Here is a 14,384-nt window from a genome sequence, read left to right as displayed (position 1 = left end):
CGTGGGAGCGAGCTTGCTCGCGAAGACGTTGGTCGCAGGTCCGCTCTTGATTCTGCCCGCAGTGCAGAAGCCCCATTTCCGGGCCCGGCGCAGAGAGTGTCGCTACGCCCTCGGCACCAGCCGCAGAACCCCTTCCGTATGCTCCGCCACATCCTTCTCGCTGAAGCGCTGTGGCAGGTACTCGCCGTTCACGAAGGCCTTGGCCTGATCCGAATAGTGCTTGTCGAATGGCACGCCGCTTTGTCCTACCGGGTTTATCCCCAGGCTATGTGCCGGGTCGGCGAAGTCGATCAGGCGGCGGGTCGAGGGGCCGTAGCTGACTGGCCACGGGGCAGGGCGGATGCTCGACGACAGGTTGTTCGGCACTTCATGCGTACCCGGCGCTGCGTACGGGCCGACGTTGAAAATCATGTCCAGCGGCTTCTGCGAACCCAATGGGTGGCCTTGGGTCAGGGTATGCGCCTTGCCCCACACCCATTCGTCCGGGTTGGTGCCGTACAGCGACCTCAAATGCGAAACACTGGCGCGCCAGGCCACCTTGACGGTGTTGGCGCGGCTTTCTTCGTGGGGTGAATTGCGATTGTTCCACCACGGCGAATCGGCATCGGCGGCCAGGCGCGGCAGGGCAGCGTCCATTACGCGGCTCGACAGCAGGGTTTCAAACATCGCGTCGCCCAGTTCGTCGTGAAAGGTCTCTTCGGTCAGGTCGAACAGGAACTGATTGAACAGCGTGGCGCCCACCGAATCGACAGGGTAATCGCCTTTCCAGCTGGCCAGTCGTTCCACGAGTGCCAGTTCGTCCGGGTCGCTGACAACACTGCGCAGTACCGGAATCAATGGCCTGAGAATGCTCGGTGCATAGTCGGTCTGCGTGTCCAGTTGCAGCGCCTTGCTGGCGGCAAGGTCCCACTTGACGCTGGCGTCACTCAGTTGCCGGTTCAGCTCCTGGCCGCGTTCGGCCGGGTTGTAGTAGCCGGGAATCTGCATACCGGTCGGCGACAGCGGCTGGAAATTGGCTGAGACGATGTAACCACGCGCCGGGTTTTCTTCGTGCGGGTTGGCGCTGAACGGGTAAAAACCGAGCTTATCGGCCTGCGCCGTGCTGCCGTCCAGAATGAAGGTGGGGTTGACGCCTTGCGGGCGGATCGGCAATTGCGCCGCAGCCCACCAGCCGATATCGCCTTTGGCGTTGGCCCAGACGATGTTGAGGCCCGGTGACTGAATCTTCTCGGCCGCGCTACGCATCTTGTCCAGCGTATCGGCGCGGTTGGCCTCGTAAAAACCGTCCAGCACCGGGTTGGCAGACACCAGAAAAGACCACCACATCGCAATTGGCGCCTGGCCGGCGTTCTTGCCCATCACGTTGTTGACGATAGGGCCGTGCGGCGATTCGAGCAGCGTCAGTGTGACCGGCGCCTGGCCTTTCACGGCGATCTGCTGCTCGGTGCGTTTCATGTCCACCCACTGCCCGTGGTACCAGACCTGATTCGGGTTATCCGGGTTGGTCTTCTCGGCAATCAGGTCCACGTCGTCATTCTGGAACATGGTCAGGCTCCAGCCGAAGTCCATGTTATGGCCCAGCAACGCGAACGGGTTGAGCGCCGGAAAGTGCCCGTACAGCTCAAAGCCCGGCGCCGACAGCTGCGCTTCGTACCATACCGAAGGCACCGAGAAGCGGATGTGTGGGTCACCGGCGAGGATCGGTTTGCCGCTTTGCGTGCGGCTGCCGGCAATCACCCAGGCGTTGCTGCCTTCGAACTGCGGCAGGCCAGCGTCTTCAAGCGCCTTGTGACTCAACTGCGCGAGCTGATTCAGGCCCTTCCAGTCGGCGTCGGCCAGTGCCGGTTTCGAGTCGAGCACGCCGTCCGGGTGCCAGTCCAGGTCGAAGACTTTCAAGTACTCCGGACCCAGCTGATCGCGCACGTAGGTCAGCAGTGGCTCGGTTCTGAACGCCGCGGCAAAGCTGTAAGCCAGATAGCCGGCGATGCTGACCGTGTCCTCTGGGGTGAACCGCCGTCTGGGAATGCCCAGCGCGTCGAACTCCATCGGCCTTGCGTGGGTGTCCTGATACTGGTTGATGCCGTCGATGTAGGCTTCCAGCGCTTTCCAGGTCGGGGTGTTCTTGTCCTGACGTGCGACATACGCATCCGCGTGCTCACGAATGCGCAGGGTGCGGAACAGCTTGTCGGTCTCGAGCAGATTCGGCCCCAGTACCTCTGCCAGCTCGCCACGTGCCAGGCGACGCAGCATTTCCATCTGGAACAGTCGGTCCTGAGCATGGGCATAGCCCAGCGCACGGTAAAGGTCGGCTTCGTTCTCGGCGCGGATGTGCGGCACGCCACGCTCGTCGTAGCGCAGGGTGACGGGGGCCTGAAGACGGCTCATGGCGATCTCGCCATCACGTACTGGCAGTTTGCTATTTACGTACCAGCCCGCGCCACCCGCAAGCAGGGCGATGATGATGGCTAGAATGAAGAGGCTGCGTTTCATCCGGTTTCTCTGTAAATGGCGTAGGCAGGAATGGAGACTATCGTTGTGACGCAGTTGACTCGATGAAACCCGACACACGAGTCTGTTTGAAACGGCTTCAAGGCGAATTCGGGCGAGTGAATTCGCGAGCATCGCCCAGTGTGCAGACAACAATATGCACGTTCGATGACAGATATCTGCGATTACAGCCGCTTAGCTTGCCATGCCGGAGCAGACAGAAGAATATCGTTACACAACTTTACGAGCCATTTGTTGAAATCTGGAAACCACATGTCCGTCACGTTCGACCCCGATAACCTGCGTGCCAGCCTGCTGCCGCTGAGCGTTATTGACCCGCTTTCCATGGAGGGACTGGCCTATCAGCGCTTCTACGGTCTTGCCGGACTGTGTGGCGAGAACGTCATACGCAGCTGGCTGGGGCGCCTCGATGTGGCGGGCTACGAGGTGGTCGGGCAGGTATGGCTGCCTGATAGCCCGGTCGCCACGCTGTTTCTGTTTCACGGCTTCTATGACCACATGGGACTGTACCGGCATGTGATCGAATGGGCTCTGGAGCAGCGCTTTGCGGTGATCGCCTGCGACCTGCCGGGGCATGGTCTGTCGAGCGGCAGTCGTGCCTGCATCAATGACTTCGCCGAGTACCAGCTGGTGTTGCAGCGCCTGCTGCTTGAAGCCGAAGGCCTTGGGTTGCCACACCCCTGGCACCTGTGCGGACAAAGCATGGGTGGTGCCATCGTGACGGATCACCTGCTTCATCAGGGCGCAGACTCGCCCGCGCAGGGCGCGGTGATCCTGCTGGCGCCGCTGGTCAGGCCGCGCGCCTGGGGCTGGTCGCGTCTGAGTTATCACCTGCTCAGACCGTTCGTGAACGGCATTGCCCGCCGTTTCACCGAAAACTCCAATGCGCCCGCGTTCCTGCCGTTTCTGATGGCCGATCCGTTACAGCCGCTGCGACTGCCCACGGCCTGGGTCGGCGCGCTGGCGCAATGGATTGTGCGTGTTGAAAGTGCGCCGCGCAGCCTGCGCAGCCCGCTGATCATTCAGGGCGAGGCGGACATGACGGTCGACTGGTCGCACAATCTGGCGATCCTGAAAGACAAGTTCAGCCAGCCGCAGATACTGATGCTCGGGCACGCCCGGCATCATCTGGCCAACGAAACGCCAGAGCTGCGGGCTCGGTACTTTGATTTTCTGAAAGGGCGCTTGCGTTAGAGTTTTTCAGTTTTGCCGGCCTGCAGCGCCTTTACCTGTCGACGCAGGCGGGAGTTGTCAACGGCCGTTATGACGAGCATCAACGCCCCAAACACGGCAAAGGCGTCCTGTCCCAGAGAACTCCAGAACAGCCAGGCGAAAAAGGCCATTACGATACCGGTGGCGAGCAAAGCCAATGAGTCTTTCATGCGATGGTGTCCATTCCTTTGACCTCAGGCGCTTGAAAGCCTGAACGGTTTTTACTGTCCGGGATTAAGGCTCGACGCACTCTGCCCGACTGCCAGCCCGGCACGAATCGCGGCCAGAGCGGCCTGGTAATAGGCTTTGCCTTCCGGCGACTCGGCGAAGGTCGAGAATTCTTCGAGCTCAGGGTCGGACAGGTCGCGATAGACGTACAGCAGCGTGTTGTTCAGATCGGCACTCATCTGCGCCATCAGTCGCTCGCGCTGGCCTTCGAGCATGCCCTGCGCCTGGCCTCCACCGAGCAGGCCGGGAATCATCTGGCTCAGGCTGTCTGCGGCAACACCGGCGATGGCAAGGCTGACTTCCGCGCCGGCCTCTCTGGCCGGCAGCGCCTGGGCCAGATGGCCGATCAACAACTGACGCGTTGCGTCCGCTTCGATATGCGGCAGCCCCTGGGCATGTTTGGCCAGTTGATCGGCGCGGGTGGCGGTCAGCTCGGCATTGACGATCTTGCGGCCCAGCGGCGACTGGAAAAACTGCAGCGACGGGGCAGGGTCCTTGAGGCTTTCACGCAGGCGCTTCGACGCGCGCTGGTCCATGGCCTGGGGGGCGAAACGCTGATTGCTGTTATTGACCAGCGCTTGATAAACCGCGGGCGGCAGGTTGTTGCTGTAGCGCTGTTGGGCAGCCTTGAGAGCATCGTTGAAATGCGCGCGCTGTTCCGGCCAGCCTGCAGACTTGTACAACTGATCGTAGCTGTCTGCCCAGGCAGGTGAGGTGCAGAACATCAACAGCAAAACAAACAAACGACGCATTGGGGACTCCTGTCGGCAGGCCGCTATTCTCCCGGTGTTGGCGTGGATTTGTCGAGTTATGAGTGCCTTCGGTGAATGAAATCTCGCGCGCGTGATACCGCCTGTATAAGCCTCTGTCCGATTTCAGAGCTTATGGATACTATGCACGCCATGCGCATACCCTCTGACCACCCACTGCTGTTGCGAATCGTCGACGATCTGGCCGCTAACGGCTGGTCGCAGCAGAATATTTTCCTGCCCGAAGCTCTGACTCTGGAACTTGAGCAAGAGTGCCGCAAACGTGCAGCGGAAGGTGAGCTCGAGCCTGCTGCGATTGGCAAGGGGCCGGCACTGGAAATACGCGAGGGTATTCGCGGTGACCGCATTCAGTGGCTTGAACCGGGGCAGGTGCAGTGCTGCGATCGCTATCTTGAGCTGATGGACAGTTTGCGTCAGGCGCTCAATCGCGGCCTTTTCCTCGGGCTGGAGGATTACGAAAGCCATTTTGCGCTGTATCCGCCGGGTGCCCGCTACCTCAGGCATGTGGACCGATTCCGCGATGACGACAGGCGCATGGTGTCGGCGGTGCTCTACCTCAACAACGCCTGGCTGCCCGAGCACGGCGGTCAGTTGCGCATGTACCTCAAGGATGATGTGGCTTACGACGTTCAGCCTGCGGGCGGCTGCCTGGTGGTCTTTCTGTCCGGCGAAATTCCCCACGAAGTCATGCCCGCCAGTCGTGATCGACTGTCACTGACGGGGTGGTTCAGACGCCGGGGCAACGAGCTGTTCCAGTGACCTGCAGGCTGCGTTCATGAAAACAGTTTCATCAACGCAATGAGCCATTGAGCCTGGCTGCGGTCTATCGTGAGCACTCCTGAACCGACGGATTCGTCCTGTGAGGGTCGACTTACGCCAACTGCAGCCGGAGCAATCATGAAATCCTTATTTTCTGGAACGATGGTCGCCGGCCTGTTGCTCAGCGCATCCATGCTGGCCAGCGCCGCCGATATACCACGCACCGCAGCCCCTGAAGGCGCCGAGGTGTACATCATCTCGCCCAAGGACGGTGAAACGGTCACCTCACCGTTCAAGGTGCAATTCGGTCTCAAAGGCATGGGCGTCGCGCCTGCGGGTGTCGATGTTCCCGAGACCGGTCACCATCACCTGCTGATCGACTTGAAGGACCAGCCGGCGATGAATGCACCGCTGCCGGTCAGCGACAACATCCGCCACTTCGGCAAAGGCCAGACCGAAACCGAAATCAACCTGCCGCCGGGCCAGCACACCCTGCAATTGCTGATGGGCGACAAAGGCCACATGCCGCTGAACCCTTCGGTCGAATCGAAGAAGATCACCATCAATGTGAAGTAGGGCTGTCAGTGCTGGTGTGACGCAGAGCGTCACGAACGGCATTCCCACGCTGGAGCGTGAGGAACGATAGGTGCCCGCAAGAACATCGCTCGTGCCCACACGGGGTGGGCACGGCGCTCAGATCAGAACAACACGCGGCTGCGGATGGTGCCTTTGATCTGTTGCAGCTTGGCCTGGGCGAGGTCGGAGTATTCTGCGTCGACGTCGATGACCACGTAACCGACTTTCTCGTTGGTCTGCAGGAACTGACCGGAGATGTTGATACCGTTTTCGGCGAAGACCTTGTTGATCTCGCTGAGCACGCCCGGGATGTTTTCGTGGATGTGCAGCAGGCGGTGCTTGCCAGGATGCGCAGGCAGGGCCACTTCCGGGAAGTTGACCGAGGACACCGAGGTACCGTTGTCGCTGTACTTGACCAGTTTTTCCGCCACTTCCAGACCGATGTTGGCCTGCGCTTCGGCAGTCGAGCCACCGATGTGCGGCGTCAGGATCACGTTGTCCAGACCGCGCAGCGGGCTTTCGAAGATGTCGTCGTTCGAGCGCGGCTCGACCGGGAACACGTCGATGGCGGCGCCGATCAGGTGCTTGTCCTTGATGGCGTCAGCCAGTGCGTCCAGCTCGACCACCGTGCCACGCGCGGCGTTGATCAGGATGCTGCCCTTCTTCATCGCGCGGATTTCTTTTTCGCCGATCATCCACTGGGTTTCCGATGTTTCCGGAACGTGCAGGGTGACGATATCGGACATGCCCAGCAGCTCGTTCAGGCTCGACACCTGAGTGGCGTTGCCCAGCGGCAGCTTGGTCAGCGTGTCGTAGAAGTACACCTGCATGCCCAGACCTTCGGCCAGCACCGACAGCTGCGTACCGATCGAACCATAACCGATGATGCCCAGCTTCTTGCCACGGATCTCGAAGGAGTTGGCCGCGCTCTTGATCCAGCCACCACGGTGGCAGGAAGCGTTCTTCTCGGGGATACCGCGCAGCAGCAGGATGGCTTCGGCCAATACCAGTTCGGCGACCGAGCGGGTATTGGAGTAGGGCGCATTGAACACTGCGATACCGCGCTCGCGCGCCGCGTTGAGGTCAACCTGGTTGGTGCCGATGCAGAAGCAGCCGACCGCAACCAGTTTCTTGGCGCAATCGAACAGCTCTTCGGTCAACTGAGTACGAGAGCGGATACCGATGAAATGGGCGTCGGCGATCTTTTCTTTCAGTTCGGCTTCCGGCAGAGACTTGGTGTGGTACTCGATGCTGGTGTAACCGGCTGCCTTGAGGACGTCGACAGCGGATTGGTGGACGCCTTCGAGAAGAAGGAACTTGATCTTGCTCTTGTCGAGGGAAGTCTTGCTCATCTGCGTAAACCTGTGTCCCGAAGAAAATTGGCAGGGGGTGGCCGGATCGGCTCTGGGCACGACTCGCGGGGGGCGTATGCTAGCATATGAGCCCCGCGAAACCTCATCCCGAACGTGAACCGTTCTCAGGATGCCCATGAATCGTTCGAGAGTTGATTCAATGACCGATCGCGTTTTGATTGATGAGCTGCAGACCCTGGTTGACCCTGGCAAGGTACTCACGGATGCCGGTTCTCTGGAGACTTACGGCAAGGACTGGACCAAGCAGTTCACCCCTGCGCCGCTGGCCATCGTATTCCCCAAGACCACCGAACAGGTGCAGGCCATCGTGCGCTGGGCCAATGAGCGGCTGGTGGCGCTGGTGCCTTCGGGTGGACGAACCGGTCTTTCGGCGGCCGCGGTAGCCGCCAACGGTGAAGTGGTCGTCTCGTTCGATTACATGAACCAGGTGCTGGATCTGAACCTCACCGACCGCACGGCGGTCTGTCAGCCGGGCGTCATCACCCGGCAATTGCAGGCGCTCGCCGAAGACAACGGCCTTTATTACCCGGTCGATTTCGCTTCTTCGGGCTCCAGCCAGATCGGCGGCAATATCGGCACCAATGCCGGCGGTATCAAGGTCATTCGCTACGGCATGACGCGCAATTGGGTCGCCGGCCTCAAGGTTGTCACCGGCAAGGGCGACCTGCTGGAGCTGAACAAGGACTTGATCAAGAACGCCACCGGCTACGATTTGCGCCAATTGTTCATCGGTGCCGAGGGTACGCTGGGCTTTGTCGTCGAAGCGACCATGCGCCTCGATCGTGCGCCGAAGAACCTCACCGCGATGGTGCTGGGCACCTCGGACTTCAACTCGATCATGCCGGTGCTGCATGCCTTTCACGGCAAGCTCGACCTGACCGCCTTCGAATTCTTCTCGGACAAATCCTTCGCCCGCGTCATGGCGCGCGGTGATGTGCCGTCGCCTTTCGACACGCCGTGCCCGTTCTACGTATTGCTGGAATTCGAAGCGACCACCGAAGACCTCGCCGATCAGGCCCTGGCGACCTTCGAGCACTGCGTCGAGCAGGGTTGGGTGCTGGACGGCGTGATGAGCCAGAGCGAACAGCAATTACGCAACCTGTGGAAGCTGCGCGAATACATCTCGGAAACCATCTCGCACTTCACGCCATACAAAAACGATATCTCGGTCACTGTCTCGAAAGTGCCGGAGTTTCTGGCTGAAATCGATGCCATCGTTGCCGAACACTACCCGGACTTCGAAGTGCTGTGGTACGGCCACATTGGCGACGGCAATCTGCACCTGAACATCCTCAAGCCCGAGAGCCTCGACAAGGACGAGTTCTTCGTCAAATGTGCCAAGGTCAACAAGTGGGTGTTCGAGACCGTCGAAAAATACAACGGCTCGATTTCGGCCGAGCATGGCGTCGGGATGACCAAGCGTGACTATTTGACGTACAGTCGCTCGCCGGTCGAAGTCGAATACATGAAGGCGTTGAAAGCGGTGTTCGATCCCAACGGGATCATGAATCCCGGCAAAATCTTCGCCGTTTGAGCTGCCACAACCATTTGATCCGTCGCAACAACAAGGTCGCAACAATAAGCAGGCTACCTCTTACAGCCTCAGGAGACGTCATGAGCTACCAGCACAAATATGTCGATGGCACCAACATTCACTTCCCGCTGGGTAAAGTGGTCTGCATCGGGCGTAACTACGCCGAACACGCCAAGGAACTGGGCAACGCGGTGCCTACCGAGCCGCTGCTGTTCATGAAGCCTGGCAGCGCGGTGGTTGCGCTGGAGGGTGGCTTCTGCATCCCGGCAGACCGCGGTTCGGTGCATTACGAAGCCGAGATCGTGGTGTTGATCGGCAAGCCCCTGAGCAAGAACCCTTCGCGCGAAGAAGTACTCGACGCGATCAGCGGCTTTGCGCCTGGTCTGGACCTGACGTTGCGTGATGTCCAGTCGCGTCTGCGTGAGAAAGGCCTGCCGTGGGAGCTGGCCAAGTGTTTTGACGGCGCTGCGGTGATCCCGCCGTTCGTGCCCGCCGAGACCTTCCCTGATCTGGAGGACATCGGTATCCGCCTGACCCTCAATGGCAAGGTGGTTCAGGACGGCAACAGCAACATGATGCTCAACCCGATCGTGCCGATGATCCAGCACATGGCAGCCAACTTCTCGCTGCAGGCCGGCGACCTGATCATGACCGGCACGCCTGCCGGTGTCGGGCCGTTCGAAGCCGGCGACCAGATCGCCCTGGAACTGGTCGGGCAGACGCCGTTCGAGAGCGTCGTCAGGTAAGCCGACAGCATGTTCAGGCAGCGCCCAAAGCCACGCGGGATCACTCCCGGGTGGCTTTTGTTTGTGGGGTGACTGATAGTTCGGTCGATTTTGCGTTTTTTTCACACCTGTTCCGGATAATCCGGCCGTCCCTGCAAGGGCACCCCGTCGTCATGAAGTCTCATTTGCTCAGGAACACATGAATGGCCAGTACTGCCGCAACGCCGCCTCGTACCAAAAAACGCTTCGCTTACCTGCGCAACATGCGCTGGTATTCGTGGTTGTTAGTGGTTGCCTTGCTGGGCTATGGGCTGGCGTTCATCATGCATTGGGATGATCGCGCGCTGCTCTGGTTCCAGGAGCGATTCGAGAGCAAGGCAGGCCGTCACGCCAGCATCTGGCTGCCGGACTACCACGTGGATATCGACGCCAAGGTGCTGCCCGGCATGGAAAAGGACGAGGCGTCGGACCTGTCCTATAACCCGGTGACCAAAACGCTGTTTGCGGTCATGGGCAAAAATGCGTTTCTGGTGGAGCTGACGCTCACGGGCGATGTACTGCGCAAGATCCCGCTGGTGGGCTGGAGCAATCCGGAAGGCGTTGCCGTCATGAACGATGGCCTGATTGCGATCACCGATGAGCGCCAGCACAAGTTGACCATCGTTAAAGTGAACGCCGACACCACCACCCTGAACATCGCGGATTTCCCCCAGTACGAACTCGGCAAGTCCGCCAACCAGAACAAGGGCTTCGAAGGCATCGCCTGGGACCCGCAGCGTCAGCAGCTGATACTGGGCGAGGAGCGACCTCCTGCGCTGTACACCTGGAAAAGTAATGGCAGCGACGTGCTGGCAGGCGACAAGCAGCCGCTATCGAGTCGCTCGCTGGACATGCGCAATCTGTCCTCGCTGAGCATTGATCCGCGCACGGGCCACATGCTCGCGCTGTCTGCCGATTCGCACATGTTGCTGGAAGTCGACGATCAAGGCGAGCAGGTGAGCTTCATGACATTGTTGGGCGGCATGAACGGTTTGAAGGATACAATTCCGCGCGCAGAAGGCGTGGCCCTCGATGAGGCCGGTACGCTGTACATGGTCAGCGAACCGAACCTGTTCTATTCGTTTCACAGGGCGCTGCGCAAGCACTGAGCCAGGACGGCAGCTACACAGGTCGCCGATACACATTCGGCAAACATATAGCACCATGCCATTAAGCTTGCTTTCAGGATGGCATGGTATCAATCCCGTCCGCTCAATCCGTCCGAGTCACCCTTAATGCGCCGCTCTACTCGCTCTTTAGTCCTGCTTCTGGCCCTTGTACCTCTGATCGTTATATTCGTGATCGCCAATCAGCGATACCGTTATGTTGAAAGCGCCCTGTTCGACTGGCAGGTGTTCTGGCAGTCCGACTCGCTTCACTCCATTGGCCTGGATCAGTACCGCGTCGTCACAGAAGCACAGGTGATCGACGGGCTGCAGGATGATGTCTCGGGCCTGAGTTACGACCCGGACCGCAAGAGCCTGTTTACGGTGACCAACCAGAACCCCGAACTGGTCGAACTGAGCCTGGACGGTCGCGTCCTGCGGCGCATTCCACTGGTGGGATTCGGTGATGCCGAGGCCGTCGAATACATCAGTCCGGGCACTTACGTGATCAGCGATGAGCGCAGGCTCCGGCTGATTCAGATTCACGTCGATGACAACACCAAAAGTCTGGACGCCGCCCAGGCCGAGCAACTGACGCTGGGCATCACCGCCAGCGGCAACAAAGGCTATGAAGGGCTGGCCTATGATTCGGTCGGCAAGCGCCTGTTTGTCGCCCGCGAGCGTGATCCGGTGCAGATCATCGAGGTGCGCGGCTTTCCCAGGACCAACTCCGAGGCTCCCGGCAATCTGCAGGTCATCTCCAACAGCAAGCGCGATGGCCGATTGTCGGTTCGTGACCTCTCCAGCCTGCAATTCGATGAGACCAGCGGCCATTTGCTGGCGTTGTCCGATGAGTCGAAGCGCATTCTCGAACTCGACACCAGCGGTCATCCGATTGGCAGCGGCTCGCTGGCAAAAGGGGCGATGGGGCTGAGCAAGGACGTGCCGCAGGCGGAAGGGATGGCCATGGACGCGGAAGGGGCGTTGTATCTGGTGAGCGAGCCGAACCTTTTTTACGTGTTCCGCAAGCCTTGAGCCTGTGAGGGTCATGCCCACCTTGCGTGGGCACGACCGGTTTTATCAGCGCGTCAGGGTTTTCACGCCTTCAGCGGTACCCAGCAGCAACAGGTCGGCCGGACGGGCGGCGAACAGGCCATTGGTGACCACGCCGACGATGGCGTTGATCTGCGCTTCCAGCTCCACCGGGTTGGTAATGCTCATGTTGTGCACATCGATGATGATGTTGCCGTTGTCGGTCAAAACGCCTTCGCGATAAACCGGGTCGCCGCCCAGTTTCACCAGTTGCCGCGCAACGTGGCTGCGGGCCATCGGAATGACTTCGACCGGCAGCGGGAACGCGCCCAGCACCGGCACCAGCTTGCTGCCGTCGGCGATGCAGATGAAGGTCTTGGCCACCGCCGCGACGATTTTTTCGCGAGTCAGTGCCGCGCCGCCGCCCTTGATCAGATTCAGGTGCTCGTCGCTTTCGTCGGCGCCGTCGATATAGAACTCCAGATCGCTGACCGTGTTCAGCTCATAGACCGGAATGCCGTGCGCCTTGAGGCGCGCCGCAGTGGCTTGCGAGCTGGCGACAGCGCCGTCAAAGGCGGCCTTGTGCTTTGCCAGTGCGTCGATGAAGCAATTGGCCGTGGAGCCGGTGCCGACGCCCACAATGCTTTTGTCATCGAGCTTCGGAAGGATGAAGTCGACAGCTGCCTGGGCGACTGCCTGTTTGAGTTGATCCTGGGTCATGCGGGCTCCACGGTGCCTGATGTAGGTAGAAGAGGGGGGATGCAAAAAGGCCCGCATTATAGCGGCGACTGCGCCGCAAAGCCCTGTCATTCGTATGGTCGTCTTTCGGTACGCAGAGTAGACTTCCCGACCTTGCCCGCTTCGTCAGTGATGCCACCCCGATGCTTGAACAGTACGTCAAGAAAATCCTCACCTCGCGCGTCTACGACGTTGCCATCGAAACGCCGCTGCAAGGCGCTCGCCAGCTGTCCGAACGGCTGGGCAATCAGGTGCTGCTCAAGCGCGAAGATCTGCAGCCGGTGTTCTCGTTCAAGATTCGCGGTGCGTACAACAAGCTCGCACAATTGCCCGCAGAGCAGACTGCACGTGGCGTGGTGACGGCCTCGGCGGGCAATCATGCCCAGGGCCTGGCGCTGGCAGCGCGTGAGCTGGGGATCAAGGCGACCATCGTCATGCCGCGCACCACGCCGGAGATCAAGGTCGAAGGCGTGCGCTCGCGGGGGGCCACCGTGGTGCTGCACGGCGATTCGTTCCCGGAAGCGCTGGCCTACTCGCTGAAGCTGGTCGACGAACAAGGTTTCGTCTACATCCATCCGTATGACGACCCTGACACCATCGCCGGGCAAGGCACTGTGGCGATGGAGATCCTTCGTCAGCAACCGGGCCAGCTGGATGCGATCTTTGTTCCGGTCGGGGGTGGCGGTCTGATTGCCGGTATCGCGGCTTACGTGAAATACCTGCGCCCGGAGATCAAGGTGATCGGCGTCGAGCCTGACGATTCCAACTGCCTGCAGGCGGCGATGGCTGCCGGGGAGCGCGTGGTGTTGAGCCAGGTCGGGCTGTTTGCCGATGGCGTGGCGGTCGCGCAGATCGGCCATCACACCTTTGAAGTGTGCCGCCATTATGTCGATGAAGTGATCACCGTCAGCACGGATGAGATCTGTGCGGCGATCAAGGACATCTATGACGACACTCGTTCGATCACCGAGCCCTCCGGCGCGCTGGGCGTGGCCGGGATCAAGAAGTATGTCGAGCAGCGCGGCGTCAGCGGCCAGACGCTGGTGGCGATTGATTCAGGGGCCAACGTCAACTTCGATCGCTTGCGGCACGTGGCCGAGCGCGCCGAACTGGGCGAAGGCCGCGAGGCGATCATTGCCGTGACCATCCCCGAGCAACCGGGCAGCTTCAAGGCGTTCTGCGAGGCCATCGGCAAGCGGCAGATCACCGAATTCAACTACCGCTACCACACCGATCGCGAGGCGCACATCTTCGTCGGCGTGCAGACCCATCCCGAGAACGATCCGCGCAGCGCCCTGATCGCCAGCCTGACCGGACAGGGTTTCCCGGTGCTGGACCTGACCGACAACGAACTGGCCAAACTGCACATCCGCCACATGGTCGGCGGGCATGCCGAGCGTGTCGACGATGAAGTGGTGCTGCGCTTCGAGTTCCCGGAGCGACCGGGCGCGCTGTTCAACTTCCTCAACCGCCTGGGCGGGCGCTGGACCATCTCGATGTTCCACTACCGCAACCACGGCGCAGCCGATGGCCAAGTGGTTGCCGGGCTGGTAGTGCCGGAGGAAGAGCGGCACCTGGTCGGTGCTGCGCTGGACGAGATTGGTTACCGGTACTGGGATGAAAGCGAGAACCCGGCGTACCGGTTGTTTCTGGGCTGAGGCCGAGGATACTTCTCGTTCCTCACGCTCCGTCACAAGAGGACGCAGAGCGTCCAGAACGGCATGCCCACGCGGAGCATGGGCACGATGGTGATCTGACTGACGACTATCGTTCCTCACGCTCCA

The 14,384-nt window shown here is 60.5% G+C and carries 13 protein-coding genes; 8 read left to right on the top strand and 5 right to left on the bottom strand.

What is annotated here, in order from left to right:
• Window positions 1–102 precede the first annotated feature (102 nt).
• Window positions 103–2,490 carry a penicillin acylase family protein gene (locus tag QRN50_RS25340; protein ID WP_060400684.1) on the bottom strand — a complete coding sequence of 796 codons (2,388 nt, stop codon included), beginning with the start codon at window positions 2,488–2,490 and terminating at the stop codon, window positions 103–105.
• Between the two features lie 270 nt (window positions 2,491–2,760).
• On the opposite strand from QRN50_RS25340, the gene bipL reads away from it, so the two are divergent.
• Window positions 2,761–3,702: a phospholipase BipL gene (bipL, locus tag QRN50_RS25335; protein WP_096126767.1), complete on the top strand. Its 942-nt coding sequence runs from the start codon at window positions 2,761–2,763 to the stop codon at window positions 3,700–3,702.
• Here the strand turns inward: bipL and QRN50_RS25330 are convergent.
• On the bottom strand, window positions 3,699–3,890 hold the full coding sequence (locus tag QRN50_RS25330; protein ID WP_011269268.1) for a hypothetical protein: 192 nt from the start codon (window positions 3,888–3,890) through the stop codon (window positions 3,699–3,701). The genes bipL and QRN50_RS25330 overlap by 4 nt on opposite strands.
• Window positions 3,891–3,941: 51 nt before the next feature.
• Window positions 3,942–4,700 (bottom strand): DUF2059 domain-containing protein, encoded by a 759-nt coding sequence (locus QRN50_RS25325; protein ID WP_003372151.1) that lies wholly within the window; start codon window positions 4,698–4,700, stop codon window positions 3,942–3,944.
• 141 nt (window positions 4,701–4,841) lie between these two features.
• Between QRN50_RS25325 and QRN50_RS25320 the strand changes: the two genes are divergently transcribed.
• Window positions 4,842–5,477: a 2OG-Fe(II) oxygenase gene (locus tag QRN50_RS25320; protein WP_024640573.1), complete on the top strand. Its 636-nt coding sequence runs from the start codon at window positions 4,842–4,844 to the stop codon at window positions 5,475–5,477.
• A gap of 138 nt (window positions 5,478–5,615) precedes the next feature.
• The gene (locus tag QRN50_RS25315) at window positions 5,616–6,053 is read left to right on the top strand and encodes a DUF4399 domain-containing protein (protein ID WP_096126768.1); all 438 of its coding nucleotides are present in this window, start codon (window positions 5,616–5,618) and stop codon (window positions 6,051–6,053) included.
• Between the two features lie 122 nt (window positions 6,054–6,175).
• Here QRN50_RS25315 and serA read toward each other — a convergent pair whose 3' ends face one another.
• On the bottom strand, window positions 6,176–7,405 hold the full coding sequence (gene serA, locus QRN50_RS25310) for a phosphoglycerate dehydrogenase (protein ID WP_002555754.1): 1,230 nt from the start codon (window positions 7,403–7,405) through the stop codon (window positions 6,176–6,178).
• Window positions 7,406–7,565: 160 nt separating this feature from the next.
• Here serA and QRN50_RS25305 point away from each other — a divergent pair, with 160 nt between their 5' ends.
• The 4 genes from QRN50_RS25305 (at window position 7,566) to QRN50_RS25290 (ending at window position 11,865) form a co-directional block, all read left to right on the top strand.
• Window positions 7,566–8,960: a D-2-hydroxyglutarate dehydrogenase gene (locus tag QRN50_RS25305; protein WP_024650836.1), complete on the top strand. Its 1,395-nt coding sequence runs from the start codon at window positions 7,566–7,568 to the stop codon at window positions 8,958–8,960.
• Between the two features lie 80 nt (window positions 8,961–9,040).
• Window positions 9,041–9,706 carry a fumarylacetoacetate hydrolase family protein gene (locus tag QRN50_RS25300; RefSeq protein ID WP_032655851.1) on the top strand — a complete coding sequence of 222 codons (666 nt, stop codon included), beginning with the start codon at window positions 9,041–9,043 and terminating at the stop codon, window positions 9,704–9,706.
• Window positions 9,707–9,888: 182 nt separating this feature from the next.
• Complete coding sequence (locus tag QRN50_RS25295; RefSeq protein WP_003397170.1) at window positions 9,889–10,833, top strand: SdiA-regulated domain-containing protein; 945 nt, start codon at window positions 9,889–9,891, stop codon at window positions 10,831–10,833.
• A 126-nt stretch (window positions 10,834–10,959) separates the two neighbouring features.
• A complete protein-coding gene (locus QRN50_RS25290; RefSeq protein WP_032655850.1) occupies window positions 10,960–11,865 on the top strand; it encodes an SdiA-regulated domain-containing protein in 906 nt (301 codons plus the stop codon).
• A gap of 45 nt (window positions 11,866–11,910) precedes the next feature.
• Here the strand turns inward: QRN50_RS25290 and rpiA are convergent, their stop codons facing one another.
• Window positions 11,911–12,582, bottom strand: coding sequence for a ribose-5-phosphate isomerase RpiA (rpiA, locus tag QRN50_RS25285; protein ID WP_032655849.1), 672 nt, complete (start codon window positions 12,580–12,582; stop codon window positions 11,911–11,913).
• A gap of 161 nt (window positions 12,583–12,743) precedes the next feature.
• On the opposite strand from rpiA, the gene ilvA reads away from it, so the two are divergent.
• Complete coding sequence (ilvA, locus tag QRN50_RS25280; protein WP_285427650.1) at window positions 12,744–14,258, top strand: threonine ammonia-lyase, biosynthetic; 1,515 nt, start codon at window positions 12,744–12,746, stop codon at window positions 14,256–14,258.
• Window positions 14,259–14,384 lie beyond the last annotated feature (126 nt).

This window comes from Pseudomonas sp. MEJ108, assembly GCF_030208985.1.
In the GTDB taxonomy this organism is placed as follows: domain Bacteria; phylum Pseudomonadota; class Gammaproteobacteria; order Pseudomonadales; family Pseudomonadaceae; genus Aquipseudomonas; species Aquipseudomonas fragariae.
The sequence above is the reverse complement of the archived record's forward strand: the minus strand, read 5'-3'. Positions and strand labels throughout refer to the sequence as shown.